Below are 18,075 nucleotides of genomic sequence, written 5' to 3' on the forward strand. Positions count from 1 at the left end.
TGCACTTTTGCCCGCCGGACGCCCTTCCCGGCGCGTCCCCTCGCCCGCGCTGCGACAATCGGGGCCTCATGAGTGCATACATCCTGACCCTTTCCTGCCCGGACCGCGTGGGCATCGTGCATGCCGTTTCGGGCTTCCTGCTCGAACGCGGCGGCAACATCGAGGAAGCCGCCCAGTACAACGACCACGACACCGGCCTGTTCTTCATGCGCGTGCGCTTTGCCTGCAGCGACCACACCGAGGCGGCGCTGCGCGAGCAGCTCGCCACCTTTGGCGCCGGCTTCGGCATGAGCCTGCAGCTGCACGCGGCGGCCCAACCGATGAAGACCGTGATCCTCGTCAGCAAGGAAGGCCACTGCCTGAACGACCTGCTGTTCCGCTGGAAGAGCGGCCTGCTCGCCATCGACGTGCGCGCCATCATCTCGAACCACCGTGACTTCTACCAGCTGGCGGCCAGCTACAACGTGCCGTTCCACCACATTCCCGTGACGGCGGCCACCAAGGCGCAGGCCGAAGCCAGGCAGCTGGAAATCATCGAGGCTGAGGGCGCCGAGCTCGTGGTGCTCGCGCGCTACATGCAGATCCTGAGCAACGACCTGTGCAAGAGCCTAGCGGGACGGGCGATCAACATCCACCACTCGTTCCTGCCCAGCTTCAAGGGCGCCAAGCCCTACTACCAGGCTCATGACCGCGGCGTGAAGCTGATCGGCGCCACCGCCCACTACGTGACGGCCGACCTCGACGAAGGCCCGATCATCGAACAGGACGTGGCGCGCGCCGACCACACCGACACGGTCGAAGACCTCACAGCCCGCGGCCGCGACACCGAGAGCCAGGTGCTCGCACGCGCCGTGAAGTGGCACAGCGAGCACCGCGTGCTGCTGAACGGGCACCGCACGGTCGTGTTCCGCTAAAGCGCTCGCCGGTACACCGCTACCCGTGTGTAAGCGGGTGTAGCATCCAGCGCCAAAAGAGGAGAAGGCGCAATGCGACGTTGGATCGGTGGTTTTCTGTTGGCCGCAATGGCGGCCTGCCTGTTCGGGTGTTCCGCCACGGGACCGCGGTATTCAGAGATGGCTGAAAGCCTCCCTTCGCTCGGCGAGAACGCGGGACGGATCTATTTCTATCGCAACACGCTAGCTGGCATGGCGGTTCAACCCGAGGTCACCATCAATGGACAGGTCGTCGGCAAGTCGCAACCCAACAGCTTCTTCTTCATCGATCGGCCGGCCGGCACCTACCGGGCCAGTGCCCGCACCGAAGCCGAGAACAGCATCGACATCGTGCTGCTCGCCAGGCAGACCGCCTATGTCGAAATGAGCATCGGCCTGGGCTTCGTTGTCGGCCGTCCGGCGTTCGAGCGGGTGGCGGAATCGGAGGGCCGGAAGGCGCTGCCATCGCTGGCCTACGGCGGAACGATGCCGGTGATGGCCAAGGCGGCGAATGCATCGGCGCCGGCACAAGCCGCTCCGATTGCACCGGCTACCACCGCTGCCGTAGCAACTGCCTCTACGGCAACACCGTCTTCCGGCGCGCCAATGGCCGCACCAGTCGTGCAGCGCACATCCATTTCAACAGCAGCGCCGCCCGCCACACCACCGGCACCTCCACCTGCATTGCCGCCGGCCCGCAGCACCGCGACCGCGGCGCCCGAAGCGACGCCATTTGCCAAGACTTCGATCAACGATCTGCGACTGCTTCTGCAAGCCAACCGATGAGATACCTGCCTCTGCCTTTCACACTGGCCCTTGCAGCAGCGCTGGCCGTTCCCGCAGCGTCGGCGCAGGAAGCGCGAAGCGGCGCGGCGCTCGCGCCCGACGCACTCTTCGCTCGTGTTTCGTCCAACGTCTGGGTGGTTCAAGCCCATGACGCGCAAGGCAAAGTGCTGGCCACGGGCAGCGCTGTCGCCACCGGCGCCGGCACCGCCGTCACGAGCTGCCAGCTGCTCGCAAAGGCTGCCAGCGTGGCGCTGAAGCGCGACAATGTGAGCTACGGAGCCACGTTGGTCTACCCGGACGTGGCACGCGATCTCTGCCAACTGCGGATCGCAAATTTTTCCGCGTCGCCAATCGGCATCGCGCCCGCGAATGCGCTGCAGGTCGGCATGCCGCTCTTTATCGTCGGATCGCCGCGCGGCAAAGAACTGACGCTTGGTACCGGCATGCTCGCCGGCTTGCGGCGCAACGATGCCGGCGAACTCGAAGCCTTGCAGCTTGCGGCACAGCCGGAGGCGGGCCTCGGTGGCGCAGGACTGTTCGACGCGCAGGGTCGGCTGGTCGGCTTGATGAGCGGCGCGGCCGCCGGTTCGGGCGCGGCAATTCTCGCCATGCCGGCGGCGTGGATTGCCGACGTGCCGGTGCGTGGCCAGCTTGCTATCGAGCGATTGGCCACGCAACCCGCAGCGGCCTTCGCAACCGGCGTGCCAGCACCGGGCCAGAGCGCCGCCCGGCCGAGCGTCGTGGAGTACCAACTGCACGACCGTCTCACAAACATCTATCGCAAGGTGATCTACCGCGCGGACCCCGCCACGGAGGATCGAATCAGCTTCAACAGCGGTGGGTGGGTCGAGAAGCCCGGAGGCGAAGTAGTCAGCCTAACCAGCGCCATTGCGGGCGAGTTCGACGCAGCGATGCCGCCAGGCGGCTGGGCCAAGACAAACTTCAAGCAGGAAGCCGCCTGGAAGACGCGCTACAACTCCACGTTGGGCGGGACTCGCATCAACATGGATCTGTCTGCGACGGTGATGGAAGACACTGTGCTGACGGTAGGCGGGCAGGAGATCAAGGCCGTTCGCATCGAATACCGCGGATTCACGCAACGCTTCGCGGATGCGGGCGCGGTTACCGGCAACCAGTACGGTCCCTACCGGGCCCAAGTGTGGTTTTCACCCGAGCTCGGGCGTGTCATTCGCTTCGAAGTCAAAACGCGCGGCGGCGCAAGCGGCGGAGCATTCCAAGTCAGCGAAGTCCTGGAGCTGGTCAGCCTGCGTTAGGCCCGCCTCGCGGCGGCAGGCGGACGCCCAGCATTGCCGAGGTCGTGGCCGCCTGCCGCCGCGGAGACCGCATCAGTTCCGGTTCGGATTGTCCGGACGGCTGTCGCGGCGGTTCGGCACGCCGTCGCCGTCACGGTCCCATTCGCCACGGCGGTATTCCCAGCGGCCGTCGCGTTCGCGCCATTCCGGCGGACGGTAGGCATAGCCCCGACGGGCACGCACCCACGAGCCCCGGACCCACACGTGTTGTCCGTTGCGCCATTCGTAGTGCCCCGGAGCCCACACGTAGCCACGGCGCGGAGGGGGCATGCGCTCCGATCGCGGCGGCGGCGGCGGCGTCTCGACGATCACTGCGCGCTGCGCATGCGCGGTGGTCGGCAGCGTGAGTGCGCCCCCGACGGAAAGCAGCGAAGCTGCGCCGATGGCCAAGGTGATTGCGACTTTTTTCATGGGTGTCCCCTCATGAGTGGTTGGAGCCTTCATGCTGCCGCGGTCATGTGAAGCGCCTGTAAGCACTCGACGGGACTTTGTGTAGAGGTGTTTCGCAGGAATGACGCCTTTGTTGGCACTCACTCTTGCAATTCGCGAACATCGATGGCGGCGGCCATGGCGGCGTGGCCCGCCTTGTTGGGATGCAGGTGGTCGCCGTTGTCGTACAGCGGGTTCAGGGACTGGGGATCGGCTGGATTGCGCAGGATGGCATCGAAATCGATCACGCCGTCCACGTCCTGGCGGCTGCGGATCCAGCGGTTGACCTCGCCGCGCATGGCCTCGGAACTTTCCGCCCAATAGGGCGTGTTCTTGAACGGCGGAACGGTGCCGATCAGCACTTTCACACCCTTGGCCCGGGCTTGCTTGGTCAACTGCTGCAGGCCTTCCGTGATGCGCGCAGCGGTCGCCACCTCGTGCTCGGGCGTCGGCCGCGCCGGCAATACGAACACGCTGCGGCCGATGTCGTTGGTGCCGAGCAGCACGATCACGTGCGTCACGCCCGACTGTCCCAGGGCATCGCGTGCAAAGCGCGAAAGCCCATTGGGGCCGATGCCGTCGACCAGCAGCCGGTTACCGCCGATGCCCGCATTGAGCACCGACACCGGCTGCGCTGCCGCAGCACCGTTGCGCAGGCGCGTTGCAAGCAGGTCGGGGTACGAACCATCGCCCGCCTCGCCGCCGCCCGCGGTGATCGAGTCGCCGAACGCGACCACCGCCCGCGTCGGCTGCGAGGTCATCACGTCGAGCCCGGTCACCACGTGATTGAGCGGCAACGGCTCGGCATTTGGGAGCGTGGCAGCAGAAATGGCGTTGCCCCCGCCCACCCAGCTCGCATCAGCCGCCTGCAGGTGAACGGTCGCGAAAGGCGCTGCGCGGTCGAAGAAGGCACTCGCCGCCACCGCCTGCCCGGGCTCGACTTTCAGATCGACGCCGTCGCTCCAGATTTCCGCGCCGGGTGCGACCACCACGCTGTTGCGCCCGCCGAAGCGCAGCACCCGCACCGTCGACGGCGAGATCGCGCCGCTGCCGGTGCTGCGCGCCACGCTCGCAGCGGCAACGCGCAGGGGCGTCTTGCCGAACCGGTTGGAGAAACGGATGCGAACACGGTCGCCACCGAGCGCGGGCTCGAACTGCTGACGGACCGTTTGTCCGCGAAAGGCGTCACCGCCGGGCCGGGGTGCCGCAGCCGTGAGCAGGGGGTTCGCGCTCAGCTCGCGAAAGTCCACCGGAGCAGCAGTCCACGCGGCCACCCATTGCGCCTCGGCGGGTTGGCGCGGACGCGCGGTGGGCTGAACGGCCTGCACGGCCACCGCAGCGGCCAGCAGCACGAAGCCGACTGCGGCCACTCCATGCCGCAGCACACCTTGGCGAAGAACAGAAAGCCAATGCGAACCCAGTTTCATGCGCAAAGCGACTCAGTGTACGGAGCCCCTTTGCACTCGCATGTGACGAGGTCTAGTGGATCGTTACCAAGTGTCTACGTAAGGCAAGGGCGCCTCCATGGGGCGCGTTGCGGAAGCAAGCCCGCGCACCAGCCAAGTGCGCGTATCCGCGGGATCGATCACCGCATCGATCTCCAGCGTCTGCGCCATGTGGATCGCCTCGCCGTTGGCGTACTGCTGCGCCACGAGCTTCTTGAACAACGCATCGCGCTCGGCACCTTCGGGCACTCCGGCCAGCTCCTTGCGGTAGCCCAGCCGCACCGCACCTTCGAGCCCCATGGCGCCGAATTCACCCGTGGGCCAGGCCACCGTGAACACCGGCGCATCGAAGCCACCGGCCGTCATGGCCTGCGCCCCCAGGCCATAGCCCTTGCGCAGCACCACCGCAAAGAAGGGCACGCGCAGATGGGAAGCCACCATGAACATGCGGCACACGTGGCGAACCTGGGCCTGTGCCTCGATCTCCGGCCCCACCATGAATCCGGGCGTGTCGCACAGCGAGACGATCGGCAACCCGTGTGCGTTGCACAGCTGCATGAAGCGCGCGGACTTGTCCGCGGCATCCACGTCGATGGCGCCGCCGAGGTGATGCGGGTTGTTGGCCATCAGCCCCACCGGCTTGCCCTCGATGCGCGCAAGCGCCGTGACGATACCCGCGCCGAAGCCGGCGCGCAGTTCGAGCAGAGAGCCCGTGTCGGCCACGCCGCGCATCGCGGCGCGCACGTCGTACACGCGAAGCCGGTTCTCGGGCACCACGTGGCGCAGCATGCGCGGATCGGCGCAATGCCAGTCGGCAACGGGGCCTTGGAAGTACGAGAGGTATTGCTTCGCCGCAGCCACCGCCGCAGCTTCGTCTTCGACCAGGATGTCGATCACGCCATTGCGCGACTGCACGCTGCTCGGCCCGATCTGCTCCGGCGCAAAGGTGCCGAGCCCGCCGCCCTCGATCATCGCGGGCCCGCTCATGCCGATGTTGCTGCCCTTGGTGGCGATGATCACGTCGGCGCAGCCCAGCAGCGCCGCATTGCCCGCGAAGCAGCGGCCATGCACGATGCCCACGACCGGGACCTTGCCCGACAGCGCGGCAAACTGGCTGAAGGTATGGTTGTTGAGACCCGCGACGATGGGCATGTCGGTGTCGCCCGGCCGACCGCCGCCGCCTTCGGCAAACAGCACCACCGGCAGCTTGAGCTGGTGCGCCACCGCCAGCAGCCGGTCGGTCTTGTGGTGGTTGCGCATGCCCTGCGTGCCAGCCAGCACCGTGTAGTCGTAGGCCAGCACGGCGCAGCGCGACACCTCGGGGCCGAACTGCTTCGCGTTGATGCTGCCCAGGCCGGTGACCATGCCGTCGGCTGGCGTGTTTGCGATCAGGTCTTCGAGCGTGCGGCGCCTCGTTTGAGCGGCAACTGCCAGTGCGCCGTACTCGATGAAATTACCTGAGTCCGATGCGGTGTCGCACAGGTCGGCGATGTTTTCTCGCGCGGTGCGACCGCCCTGCGCGTGCCGCTTGGCGACGGCTGCGCCGCGATTGGCATCGAGCGTGAAGGCGTGGCGGTCGATCACCTTCTGCAGGTCGGGGCGGACAGTGTCGAGGTTGTGCTCGGCGCGCGCCTCGGCTTCGACCGCTTGCGCGTCGACCGGCTCCAGCCGCACCAGCGATTGGCCCTCGACGAGGTAGTCGCCCGGTTCGGCCAGCAGCGCCACCACCCTTCCTGCGGTGGGCGCCTGCAGCAGGTGCTCCATCTTCATGGCCTCGAGCACGCCAAGCTGCGCACCGGCCGGCAGCACGTCGCCCACGGACACTTCGAACTGCACCAGCCTTGCAGGCATCGGCGCCTTGACCGTCAGGCCGTCGGTTTCTTCCAGAGCGCTCAGCGCCTGTGCGCTTGCATCGAAAACGGGTGCGATCTTTTTTGGTCGCTTGATTTCCAACGCGGCCGCCGAGGCCAGCAGATCGCCCAGATGCGCCTCCACGAAGCGCGTGTGCACCGCCTGGCTCGCGAACTCGGGCCGCGCCGCAATGGCACGCAGCAGCGCAAGATTGGTGGCGATGCCGTCGATGTGGCATTCGTCCAGCGCGCGCAGCGAGCGGCGCAGCGCATCGGCGAAGTTGGTCGAGGGCGAATGCACGATCAGCTTGGCCAGCAAGGTGTCGTAGTGCGGCGATGGGGCGAGCCCCGCGTAGCCGTGCGTATCGATGCGTACGCCCGGCCCCGTCGGCAGATCGAAGCGCGCGAGCGCACCACCGGAAGGCCGCGCATCGCCATCTGCATCGAGCGTCTCGGCATTGATTCGCCATTGCACAGCGAAGCCGCGCTGCGGTGCGGTGCGGTCCACGTCGACGCCGAGCGCGCCAAGCGTCTTGCCGGCGGCCACCGCGATCTGCAACTGCACCAGGTCGAGCCCGGTCACGGCTTCGGTCACCGTGTGCTCGACCTGTAGCCGCGGGTTGGCCTCGATGAAGACGAAGGGAAGCGTGGGCGACTCGGCATCGACCAGGAACTCGAAAGTACCCAGGCCGCGATAGCCCACGGCCTTGGCCATGCGGAGCGCCGCCTGCGTAACCTGCGCACGCAATGCATCGGGCAGCGAAGGACTGGGCGCAATTTCCACCAGCTTCTGGAAGCGCCGCTGCAAGGTGCACTCGCGCTCGCCGAGGCTGGCCACGGCCTGCCCATCGCCCAGCACCTGCACCTCGATATGGCGCGCGTTGCGCATCAGGCGCTCGACATACACGCTCTCGACGCCGAAGGCAGCCTTGGCTTCGGACATGCAGCGCGCGTGAGCTTCGGGCAACTCGCCCGCATGGAGCACCGCGCGCATGCCGCGCCCGCCGCCGCCGCCGATCGCCTTGATCATCACGCCCGCACCCTGCGCATGCTGCTCGGCAAAAAACGCCTGTGCCTCTGCGAGCGTCACCGCGCCCGCGCTGCCGGGCATCACCGGCACGTCGCACCGCGTGGCGAGCGCACGTGCGCGCGCCTTGTCGCCGAACAACGCCAACTGCTCAGCGGTCGGGCCGATGAAGACCAGGCCGGCTTCGACGCAAGCCTGTGCGAAGTCGGCGCGCTCGCTCAGGAAGCCGTAGCCGGGATGTACCGCGTCGCAGCCTTGCGCGCTCGCAATGCCGATCAAGGCCGCAATGTGGAGATAGGCAGACGGCCCAGTCGCATCGAGTGCCACCGCCGTATCGGCCAGCTGCACATGTAGCGCAGATGCATCATCGCGCGCATGCACCGCCACGCTCGCAATGCCCAGGTCGCGCAGCGCGCGCACCAGCCGCACGGCAATCTCGCCGCGGTTGGCAATCAGGATCTTGGAGAACAAGAGAGGCCTTTCAGGTCTTGTCTTTCAGCAGCCGGCGCAGCACCTTGCCGGCACCGGTGGTCGGCAACGCATCGATGAAGCTCACGGCTCGCGGCGCTTTGTAGCTCGCCATGTTGTCGCGCGACCAGGCGATGAGCGCCTCGGCGTCGAGCGTGGCGCCGGGCTTGCGCACGATGAAGGCCTTGACCACCTCGCCCTTCTCGGGGTCGGGCTGCGCGATGACGGCCGCCTGCGCCACGGCGGGATGCTTGATGAGAATGGTCTCGACCTGTTCCGGAAACACGCTGTAGCCCGAGACCTTGATCATCTCCTTGATGCGGCCCATGAAGGTGAGGTAGCCGTCCGCGTCGAGCTTGCCAATGTCGCCGGTGTGCACCCAGCCATTGCGCAGCGTGGCGGCCGTGGCCTCGGGCTTGTTCCAGTAGCCTTTGAAGCAGCCGGGGCTGGTCAGCACGATCTCGCCAACCTCGCCGGTGGGCAGGTCGGCTTGCGTCTCGGTGTCGACGATGCGGATGGTCACGCCCGGCACCGCAATGCCCTGCGTGCCCCAGCGCGGCGAATGATGCGGCGTGTAGGTGTCGCAGGTGTGGGTTTCGCTGAGCCCGTACGCGGCTTCGAACGACGTGCAGTTGGGCGCATGCGAGCGCCACTGCGCGGCCAGCGCTTCGGTGAAGGTGATGCCGAAGCTCGTGACCGGATTGCGCCGAAGGCTCGAGAGATCGAAGCTCGCGATGTCTGGCACCTGCATGCAGGCCACGTTCATCGGCGCGATGCTGTACCACCAGTTCACCTTGTACTGGGCAATGGCCTGCAGCACGGCGCGCGCATCGAAGCGATGCAGCAGCACCGACGTTGCGCCGCTGAGCACGGGCACGTTCACACCCATCAGCATGCCGGCGATGTGATAGAGCGGTGGAATCGACAGCAGCACGTCGCTGCTTGCCACGCTGTTGCAGTCGGACGCCGCGCGTGTCTTGAAGAGTGCGTTGCCATAGCTCAGCATGGCGCCCTTCGGAAGCCCCGTGGTGCCCGAGGTGTAGGTCATGAGCGCCACGTCGTCGAGATCGATGGCCACGGGTTGCGGCACGGCGCCGCTTTGCATCACGGCCAGGAAGTCTTCGCAGTCCGCAGGCACGCTGCGCGTGGCGTCGCGCTCGGCCGCCAGTTCAGCGGGCAGGTCGAGCGTGGGCTGCTCGGGCAGCAGGTCGGCGTAGTGCACCACGAACACGTGCGCGAGTGCGCTCTCCGGCTGCACCTTTCGCACCACCGGCAATAGCGGCGCGGCGGCAACGATCGCTCGCGCACCGAGGTCGTTCACCTGGTAGGCCAGTTCGTGCTCCTTGTTGAGCGGACTGCACGGGCAGACGATCGCGCCGATCTTCTGGATGCCGTAATGCGCGACCAGGTACTGCGGGCAGTTGTTGAGAAACAGCACCACCGGCTCGCCCTTCTTCACGCCAATGGCCTGCAGCCTGGCCGCGAAGGCGTCGCTCGCGCGGTCGAGCTGCGACCACGTCATGGCATGGCCGTACCAGATGCAGGCGGCGGTGTCGGCGCGCTCTCGCGCATGGGCGCGCAGGTACTCGTGCAGGGGCTGTTGCGGGCGGTCGGGCAATGTCTCCATGGCGTCACTTTCTCAGGGTTATCGATAGCCGCCCGTGCGGGGCGGACGCTTGCCAACGAGCGCATGGTGCACCAACAATCCTACCCATGGGTATAACTTCGGCGACACGGCAAAAACCCTCTGGCAAGGGCACCGCGCAGGCGCACCAGCCCCAGGGCACGGGCCGCCAGCGCGCGGCCACGCAGGGCACCGACCTGCAGCGCGAGCGCATCCTGCAGGCCGCCGCTCAGCTCTTTGCCGCGCAGGGCTACGCCAACACGACCATGGCGCAGATCGTTCGCGCGCTGGGCGTGACCAAGCCCTTCGTGTACTACTACTTTCGGGACAAGCAGGAGATCTTCGAAACGCTTTCCTGGCGCCCAACGGTCGATTGCTTCACCGCGCTCGACTTCGCGGCGGGCGATCCGCGCCGCGCGAGCGAGAAGGTGCTCGAAGGCATCGAGCGGCTGATACGCGCCACCATCGCGCACCACCCCTGCGCCTTCTTTGCGTACCGCGAACCGCAGGTTTACCGGCCCGAATACGTCACCGCGCAGAAGAAGCTCGCGCACCACTTCTACGACCTGCTCTGCCCGCTGCTCGAAGAAGCGCGCCGCGATGGCGACCTGGATTTCACCGAGACAAAGATCACCGCGCTGGCCGCCTGCAGCCTGCCGGGTTTTCTGTACAGCTGGTACCGGCCCGACGGCCGCCTCTCGCCCGAGGAAGTGGTGATCGAACTCACCAAGCTGGCGAGCCGCGTGATCGGCTTGCGCAGCGCCAAAGAACCGCGTTGAAGCGAAAGGCGCGTCGCGCGCCCTCCGCGGAAGTTTTTCCAACGACACCGGAGACAGACGGACATGCCCAAGTTCACTCGCGCGCCATTGGCGCCCATCGCCCTCGCCTCACTGCTGGCCCTTTCGGGTGCAGCACAGGCCCAGCAGCCAACCTACAAGATCGCCTATATCGACCCGTTGTCAGGCCCGTTCGCGAACGTGGGCGAACTGATGCTCATGCACGTGCAATACGCCATCGAGGAGATCAACGCCAAGGGCGGCGTGCTCGGCGGCACCAAGCTGCAGCTGCTGCAGTTCGACAGCAAGCTCTCGGCGCAGGAAAGCCAGAGCGCGCTGCAGGCGGCCATCGACCAGGGCGCCAAGGCCATCGTCACGGGTGGGTCGGGTTCCTCGGTGGTCACCGCGCTCGTGCAGTCGGTGGCACGCTGGAACCAGCGCAATCCGGGCAAGGAACTGATCGTGCTGAACCATTCGTCGATCGACCCCGAGATGACGGGCAAGACCTGCAGCTTCTGGCACTTCCAGACCGAGGCCAACACAGCGATGAAGATGAAGGCGCTGGCCAACTACATCAAGAAGACGCCCGACGTGAAGAAGGTCTACCTGCTGAACCAGGACTATGCCCACGGCAAGCAATGGGCGAGCTACGGACGCCAGCTCGTGGGCCTCGCGCGGCCCGACGTGCAGTTCGTCGGCGAAACGCTGCACCTCATCGGCCGCGTGAAAGACTTCTCGCCTTACATCGCGAACATCAAGCAAAGCGGGGCCGACTCGGTCATTACCGGCAACTGGGGACAGGACATGACCCTGCTGCTCAAGGCCGCGGGCGATGCAGGCTACAACCTGCGCTACTTCAATCACAGCGCGGGCTCGGTGCCCGGCACGGTGCTGGCGGTGTCGCAGGCCAAGCTGGGGCAGCTGACCTGGGTTGCCGAATGGCATCCAGGCCAGGCCAACACGCCGCGGGTCGATGCGCTCGCCAAGGCCTACAAGGCCAAGACTGGCAAGGATTTCCTGTCGCCGCGCATCGACTTCACGCCGCGTCTGCTGGCCGCCGCCATCAACAAGGCCGGCAGCACCGACACGGTGAAGGTGGCCACCGCACTTGAAGACATGACCTTCGATTCGGTGGTGGGCCCCATCCGCATGCGCGCCGAGGACCACCAGCTGCTGTTGCCGCAGGTGGTCAACACGATCGCGCCGGTCGATGGCAAGAGTGTCAAGTCGGGTTGGGAAGGCACCAACTATGGCTTCCGCACCGACGCGGTCTATACCGGGAACGAGCTGGCCCAGGGCACCGACTGCAAGATGGTCCGCCCCGGCGGCTGAAGCCCGATGCATGGGGCCTCCTAAGGGAAACCCCGTCCTGCCGCGCACCCGTGCGGTCGAGATACTCCGGATGTCACACCCCGGATCTCCGAAGCGGGTCCATACCAAAGGCGCAAGAACCCATGGCAGGCAAGAACTCGCTCCATCCGATACCGCATCCTGCAAAGAAGCCGTTCGTCGGCAACCTGCTGTCGATCGGATCGGACTCCCCCGTGCTGGACATGTGGAGGATCGCGCAGGAACTCGGCGGCATCTACTGGCTCGACATGCCGGGCATGCCGGTGATCGTGGTCTCATCGCCCGCGCTGATCGACGAGCTCTGCGAAGAGGCGCGCTTCGACAAGAGCACGCGCGGCGCGCTGCGCCGGTTGCGGGCCGCATCGCACGGGCTCTTCACCTCCGATACGCACGAGGAAACCTGGTCCAAGCCGCACAACATCCTCCTGGCCAACTTCAGCCAGCGCGCCATGCAGGCTTACCACCCTATGATGCTGGACATCGCGGACCAGCTGGTCACCAAGTGGGAGCGCCTGAACTTCGATGAAGAAGTGGACGTGGTGCGCGACATGACGGCGCTCACGCTCGACACCATCGGGTTGTGCGGCTTCGGCTACCGCTTCAATTCGTTCTACCGCGAGGGCTTTCATCCCTTCGTCGATGCGATGGTGCGCACGCTCGAAACGGTGCAGAACCGCCGCGGCCTGCCGCTGGAGGAGCTGATGCTCAAGAAGGAGCTCGCCCAGCAGCGAAAAGACATCCGCTTCATGCACAAGATGGTGGAAGACATCATCGAAGAGCGCCGCGCGAGCGGTGCCGACATCGCGACCAAGCCCGACCTGCTGAGCTACATGATCGCGGGCGTCGACAAGAAGAGCGGCGAGAAGCTCACCGACAAGATGATCCGCGACGAGTGCATCGAATTCCTCATCGCGGGGCACGAGACCACGAGCGGCCTGCTCTCGTTCGCGATCTACTTTTTGCTGAAGAACCCCGAAGCGTTGGCCAAGGCGCAGGCTGAGGTCGACAGCGTGTTCGGGCCCGACACCTCGCAAAAACCGACGTATGCGCAGGTCAACCGCCTGCAGTACGTGATGCAGGTACTGAAGGAGGCACTGCGCCTCTACCCGACCGCGCCTGCGATCTCGATGCGCGCGAAGGAAGACACGACCATCGGCGGACAGTACACGATCAAGAAGAACAACATGATCATCATGCATGCGCTGGCGCTGCATCGTGACAAAGGCATCTGGGGTGAGAACGCCGACCAGTTCGACCCCGACCACTTCAGCCGCGAAGCCGAGCGCGAGCGTCCGGCCAATGCCTTCAAGCCCTTCGGCAATGGGCAGCGTGCCTGCATCGGGCGCCAGTTTGCCTTGCAGGAAGCGGTACTCACGCTGGGCATGATCCTGCAGCGCTTCACGTTGATCGATCACACGGACTACAAGCTCAAGATCAAGGAAGCGCTGACGATCAAGCCGGAGAACTTCAAGATCAAGGCGCTGCTGCGCGATCCGGCCACGCGGCCACGCGGCAACGGCGAAGCGGCCGCCGCGATTGCAACGCCGGCACAGCCCGCCGCACGCAAGCCGCAGGCTCAACGGCACGGCACGTCGCTGCTGGTGCTGCAGGGTTCCAACCTCGGAACGGCCGAAGACCTGGCGCGCCAGCTGGCCGAGGCCGGCGAATTGCGCGGCTTCTCGACCCAGGTGGCCTCGCTCGACGACTACGCCGAGCGGATGCCCGCCAGCGGCGCGGTGGCCATCGTCTGTGCCTCGTACAACGGCGTGGCGCCCGACAACGCCGCCGAGTTCCATCGCTGGCTCGACAAGGCCGATGATTCGCTCAACGGCGTGCGCTTCAGCGTCTTCGGCTGCGGCAATACCGACTGGGCCGCCACCTACCAGGCGGTGCCGCGCCGCATCGACGAGCGGCTCGAAGCGCTCGGCGCCACGCGCGTGCATCCGCGCGGCGAAGGCGACGCGCGCGAAGACATGGATGGCGCCTTCCAGGACTGGAGCGATGCGCTCTGGCCGCAGCTGGTGAAAGCCTTCGGCATTCAATCCGGCGCCGACACGCCCGCCGAGGCCGAGCCGCTCTACACACTCGAGGAACTGCCCCCGCCGCAGAAGAACGCCCTCGTCGATGCGCTGGGCGCCGTGGCACTGCGCGTGATCGAGAACCGCGAGTTGCAGAATCCCGGCAGCGACACCGAGAGCGGCCGCTCCACGCGACACGTCGAGCTGATGCTGCCCGAGGGCGTGAACTACGTGCCCGGCGATCACCTGAGCGTGGTGCCGCGCAACAGCCCGGCCCAGGTGGAGCGCGCGATGGCGCGCTTCGGATTCGACCGTTCCGCGCATGTGCGGCTGCAGGCCGCTCCAGGACGCAAGACCGCGCTGCCGGTCGACCAGGTGATTGCGGTCGATCGCCTGCTCGGCGACTACGTCGAGTTGCAGGACGTAGCCACGCGCAAGCAAATCGCCACGCTGGCGGCGCACACCGAGTGCCCGTTCACCAAGCCCAAGCTCGCTGCACTATCGGGCAGCGACGACGCCTCTCAGGCCACCTACAAATCCGAGGTGCTGCACAAACGCAAGTCGCTGCTCGACCTGCTCGAGGAGCACCGCGCCTGCCAGGTGCCTTTCGCGGTGTTCCTCGAAATGCTGTCGCCGCTCTCCCCGCGCTACTACTCGATCGCGTCCTCACCGACGATGACGCCGGGGCGCTGCAGCGTCACGGTGGGCGTGGTGAGCGCACCCGCGCTTTCGGGCAACGGCACCTTCGAAGGCGTGTGCTCCAACTACCTCGCGCGCGCCGAAGCGGGCGACACGGTGCACGGCGTGATTCGCGAAACCACGGCTGAGGGGTTCCGCCTGCCTGAAGACCCGCAGCGCCCGCTCGTCATGGTCGGGCCCGGTACCGGGCTGGCGCCGTTCCGCGGCTTCATCCAGGAGCGCGCGGCGCAGGTCGAGCGCGGCGAAGCGCTGGGCGACGCAATGCTCTTCTTCGGCTGCCGGCACCCCGAGCAGGATTTCATCTATGCCGAGGAACTCAAGGCCTGGTCGCACCGCGGGCTCATGACGCTGCACACCGCGTTCTCGCGCGCTGGCGAACGCAAGGTCTACGTGCAGGACTTGATTCGCGAACAGGGCGCAGCCGTATGGAAGCTGCTGGAGGCCGGCGCGGTGATCTACGTGTGCGGCGACGGTTCGCGCATGGAGCCCGATGTGCGGCGCACGCTCGCAGACCTTGCGCGGGAGCACGGCCACGACAGCAATGCCTGGATGGACAAGATGATTGCCGACCAGCGCTACGTGCTCGACGTCTGGGCGGGGGCATAGCCCCGCTACAACGAACTCAGGCCTTGCGTTCCGGATCGGGATAGACCAGCGGCCCGAGCAGGCCGCGGTTGAACGGCTTCCACTCGCCCTCCGGCTGCGCAAGGCGATCGGCCAATGCATAGAGCACCGCGGGATGCGCACCCAGCCCCATGTGGCTCGCCACCACCTCGATGTTTTCTGCCTGCGGGCCCGGCTTCTCGATGCTGCAGCGCCACGCGACGACGCCGTCGGTGCGGCTGAAGATCGAGGTCGTGGGCACCGGGGGCGTCGGCTGCACGAACTTCATGCGGCGCGGGTCGTGCGAGCTCTGCCCGCTCACGCCCTCGTACACGCGCCATGCATTGGTGGCGCGCGGGCTGCCGGAGAACGGGCTGCCGAGGGTGATGACGTTGCGCACCAGGTCCGGTTGTGCCGACGCCAGGAGGCGCGCATAGACGCCGCCCAGGCTCCAGCCGATGACGCTGACTTTTTGTCCGCTTTCCTCGTGCAGAGACTTGAGCAGCGCGACCATGCCGTCTTCCACGCCCTGGCGCGGGCCGAAGTTGCGGCCCAGGCCCCAGCCGCGCGCGTCGTAGCCGCGGCTGCACAGGTAGCGGCGCAGCACCAGCGTGGAGCCGTCGCCCGCCACGAGGCCGGGCAGCACGAGCACCGGGTGCCCGTCGCCGCGCGGCGTGAGCTGCAGCAGCGGCCACATGGCGATGCCGGCGCCCGTTTCCCAGAGGGCGCGCGCTTCGGCCAGCAGCAAGAGGCCCGATGGCGGCGCGATGGGTTCTCGGGTTGCGGTGGTCATGAGGGCAGCTTTCCTTTGCGGTCTTTGTTCTATGGAGCGAGCATGGCGAACCAAAGTTTCACTGGCTCGTCGGACAACTGCGATGTTTATCCGAGGTATTTGCCCCGCAGGTAATCAAGGTAAGCCCTCGATTCGCTCGAAACATACGGGGAAATCAAGGTGAGCGTGTAAAAAGCCGCCAATCCGGGGTCGGCCTGCGCCAGCGCGTCGCGCCCCGGCACCAGGCGTTCGAACGACAGCCAGCAGGTGGTGGTGAAGACCATCTGCAGCGCAAGGATGCGCGCCTGCTCGGCGCTGGTCTCGATGACACCCGAGGCCACCAGCCCTTCGCAGAGTGCCTGCGCCGCCAGCAGGTTCTGCGCGGTGAGTGCCTGCGCGCGCTGGCCGAGCGCGGGGTATTCGCCGGCCAGGAAGGCCATGTCGCGATAGATGAACCGGTACTGGTCGATGGCTTCGAAGCGCAGGTGCAGCGCCAGCCAGAGGTCGTCGATGGCGGTGATCGCGCCGGAAGAACCGTCGAGCACCTCGAGCCGCTGCTCGAAACGCCGGAACAGCCACTCGACGATCAGCTGCTTGGCCTTGAAGTGATAGTGCAGGTTGCCCGGACTCATGCCGAGCTCGGCCGCGATCTTGTGCGTGGACACCGCCGCGAGGCCTTCCGCGTTGAACAGCGCAAGGCTCGCCTGCAGGATGCGATCGCGCGTGGTGTTGGAACTGGCCACAACCGGCTGCTGCGTGCGTCGGTGCTTCGCTGGGCCGAGGCTCAGCGCTTGCCGCTGCCGCGCGGGCCGGCGTTCTTGGGCTCGAGTTGGGCAAGGCGTTCGTGCAGCCGGGCCACTTCTTCGCGCAGGGCTTGCACCTCTTCGGCGCTGGGCATGCCCAGCCGCTGAAGGGCGGTGGCAACGCGCTGGTCGAAGACGTCTTCGAATTTGCGCAGACCAAAACTGTCGAGGCTCGGAAAGCCGCGCGGAACGGCCGCCTTGGCCGCCTTGGCCGCAGCGGCCGCGTCGGGCTTGCCCTGGCCGATGCCCAGCAGCCCCTCGATCACGTTGGCCTGGCGTTTGGCAACGTCGTCGCGCACGTTGCCGAGTACCTTGAGGCCTGCGCGCAGCAGGCCTTCACCGACGGCCTTGGGGCTCGGCGGTGCATTGGGTGTGACAGCAGCAGTTTTTTTCTTTGCCGCCGCAACCGTCTTTTTGGCTGCGGGGGCCTTCCTGGCCGTGGGAGCTTTCTTCGCAGGCGCCGCCGCCTTCTTCTTTTTCAGGCTTGCGGTAGCGTCGGGGCGGGTCGCCATGCGTTCTTGCTCCAGGATCAGGCTGCCTTGCGGGCGGTGGTGCGGCGAACCGGCTTCTTGGCCGCGGCGGCCTTGGCCTTCACGGTACGCACGGTCTTGGCTTCTTCGGTGCCGCTCACGCGCACTTCGATCTGCTTGGCGCCGGCGGCAACCTTGTCGGCGATCTGCACCGACACGTTGGCGATCGGCTGGTTCAGCGCGTTCAGGGTCTTGACCACCGAGGTGACGATGGGCGATTCGACACCCGCCACGCGGCCGGCCACGGCTTCGATGCCGCTGGTCGTGCCCGCGGCCACGCGGTCCATCACCGAAACGATGCGGCCGGTGTCGATGTCCAGGCGGTTGGCCAGGAAGCCGTTGATCTTTTCTTGCGCGCCGATCAGGTTGGCCTTGATCTGTTCGCTCACCAGCGGAATCTGGCGGCTGCCGAGGAATTCGCTGTAGCGCGAAGAAGCGCCGCCGAGCAGGCGATGCACGCCGGCGCGGTAGGCACCCACCAGGGTCTTGCCGGCGTCGTTGTACTGGCCGATGACGTGGACGGCTGCGGAAGAGAAAGAAGCTTGCGTGGTCATGTGGATTTCCTGGAAGTTGATTGATCGGTCGCGGGATTCGCGATGAAGTGATCTTCTTCCAGAGTGCCTAGGCCTGAAAAGCTAGAACCGTCGGAA

14 protein-coding genes are annotated in these 18,075 nt (G+C 66.6%); 6 read left to right on the plus strand and 8 right to left on the minus strand.

Features of this window, described 5'->3' with window-relative positions; translation table 11 throughout:
- Positions 1-68: 68 nt before the first annotated feature.
- The 3 genes from purU (at position 69) to J2X92_RS18820 (ending at position 2,992) form a co-directional block, all read left to right on the plus strand.
- Entirely contained in the window at positions 69-914 is an 846-nt protein-coding gene (purU, locus tag J2X92_RS18810) for a formyltetrahydrofolate deformylase (protein ID WP_307577624.1), read from the plus strand.
- 159 nt (positions 915-1,073) lie between these two features.
- Entirely contained in the window at positions 1,074-1,718 is a 645-nt protein-coding gene (locus tag J2X92_RS18815) for a DUF2846 domain-containing protein (protein ID WP_307577626.1), read from the plus strand.
- Positions 1,715-2,992 carry a S1 family peptidase gene (locus J2X92_RS18820; RefSeq protein ID WP_307577628.1) on the plus strand — a complete coding sequence of 426 codons (1,278 nt, stop codon included), beginning with the start codon at positions 1,715-1,717 and terminating at the stop codon, positions 2,990-2,992. The genes J2X92_RS18815 and J2X92_RS18820 overlap by 4 nt, the downstream gene beginning before the upstream one ends.
- Positions 2,993-3,064: 72 nt before the next feature.
- Here J2X92_RS18820 and J2X92_RS18825 read toward each other — a convergent pair whose 3' ends face one another.
- The 4 genes from J2X92_RS18825 to J2X92_RS18840 all read right to left on the minus strand — a co-directional run bounded on the left by J2X92_RS18825 (position 3,065) and on the right by J2X92_RS18840 (position 9,877).
- Positions 3,065-3,442 (minus strand): hypothetical protein, encoded by a 378-nt coding sequence (locus J2X92_RS18825; protein WP_307577630.1) that lies wholly within the window; start codon positions 3,440-3,442, stop codon positions 3,065-3,067.
- A gap of 119 nt (positions 3,443-3,561) precedes the next feature.
- On the minus strand, positions 3,562-4,887 hold the full coding sequence (locus tag J2X92_RS18830) for a GDSL-type esterase/lipase family protein (protein WP_307577632.1): 1,326 nt from the start codon (positions 4,885-4,887) through the stop codon (positions 3,562-3,564).
- 63 nt (positions 4,888-4,950) lie between these two features.
- Positions 4,951-8,253, minus strand: coding sequence for a carboxyl transferase domain-containing protein (locus J2X92_RS18835; protein ID WP_307577634.1), 3,303 nt, complete (start codon positions 8,251-8,253; stop codon positions 4,951-4,953).
- Positions 8,254-8,263: 10 nt separating this feature from the next.
- Positions 8,264-9,877: an AMP-binding protein gene (locus J2X92_RS18840; RefSeq protein WP_307577636.1), complete on the minus strand. Its 1,614-nt coding sequence runs from the start codon at positions 9,875-9,877 to the stop codon at positions 8,264-8,266.
- 86 nt (positions 9,878-9,963) lie between these two features.
- On the opposite strand from J2X92_RS18840, the gene J2X92_RS18845 reads away from it, so the two are divergent.
- From J2X92_RS18845 to J2X92_RS18855, 3 genes are all read left to right on the plus strand, one after another.
- Positions 9,964-10,653 carry a TetR/AcrR family transcriptional regulator gene (locus J2X92_RS18845; protein WP_307577638.1) on the plus strand — a complete coding sequence of 230 codons (690 nt, stop codon included), beginning with the start codon at positions 9,964-9,966 and terminating at the stop codon, positions 10,651-10,653.
- Between the two features lie 63 nt (positions 10,654-10,716).
- Positions 10,717-11,982 (plus strand): branched-chain amino acid ABC transporter substrate-binding protein, encoded by a 1,266-nt coding sequence (locus J2X92_RS18850; protein ID WP_307577640.1) that lies wholly within the window; start codon positions 10,717-10,719, stop codon positions 11,980-11,982.
- Between the two features lie 122 nt (positions 11,983-12,104).
- A complete protein-coding gene (locus J2X92_RS18855) occupies positions 12,105-15,323 on the plus strand; it encodes a bifunctional cytochrome P450/NADPH--P450 reductase (protein ID WP_307577642.1) in 3,219 nt (1,072 codons plus the stop codon).
- 16 nt (positions 15,324-15,339) lie between these two features.
- On the opposite strand, the gene J2X92_RS18860 is transcribed toward J2X92_RS18855, so the two are convergent.
- The 4 genes from J2X92_RS18860 to J2X92_RS18875 all read right to left on the minus strand — a co-directional run bounded on the left by J2X92_RS18860 (position 15,340) and on the right by J2X92_RS18875 (position 17,979).
- Complete coding sequence (locus tag J2X92_RS18860; RefSeq protein ID WP_307577644.1) at positions 15,340-16,113, minus strand: esterase/lipase family protein; 774 nt, start codon at positions 16,111-16,113, stop codon at positions 15,340-15,342.
- Positions 16,114-16,199: 86 nt separating this feature from the next.
- Entirely contained in the window at positions 16,200-16,835 is a 636-nt protein-coding gene (locus tag J2X92_RS18865) for a TetR/AcrR family transcriptional regulator (protein WP_307577646.1), read from the minus strand.
- Positions 16,836-16,876: 41 nt separating this feature from the next.
- Positions 16,877-17,407, minus strand: coding sequence for a phasin family protein (locus J2X92_RS18870; protein WP_307577648.1), 531 nt, complete (start codon positions 17,405-17,407; stop codon positions 16,877-16,879).
- 17 nt (positions 17,408-17,424) lie between these two features.
- Complete coding sequence (locus J2X92_RS18875) at positions 17,425-17,979, minus strand: hypothetical protein (protein ID WP_307577650.1); 555 nt, start codon at positions 17,977-17,979, stop codon at positions 17,425-17,427.
- Positions 17,980-18,075: the final 96 nt, after the last annotated feature.

Origin of the sequence: Variovorax paradoxus, from assembly GCF_030811855.1 — a bacterium.
GTDB classification, from domain to species: domain Bacteria; phylum Pseudomonadota; class Gammaproteobacteria; order Burkholderiales; family Burkholderiaceae_C; genus Variovorax; species Variovorax paradoxus_L.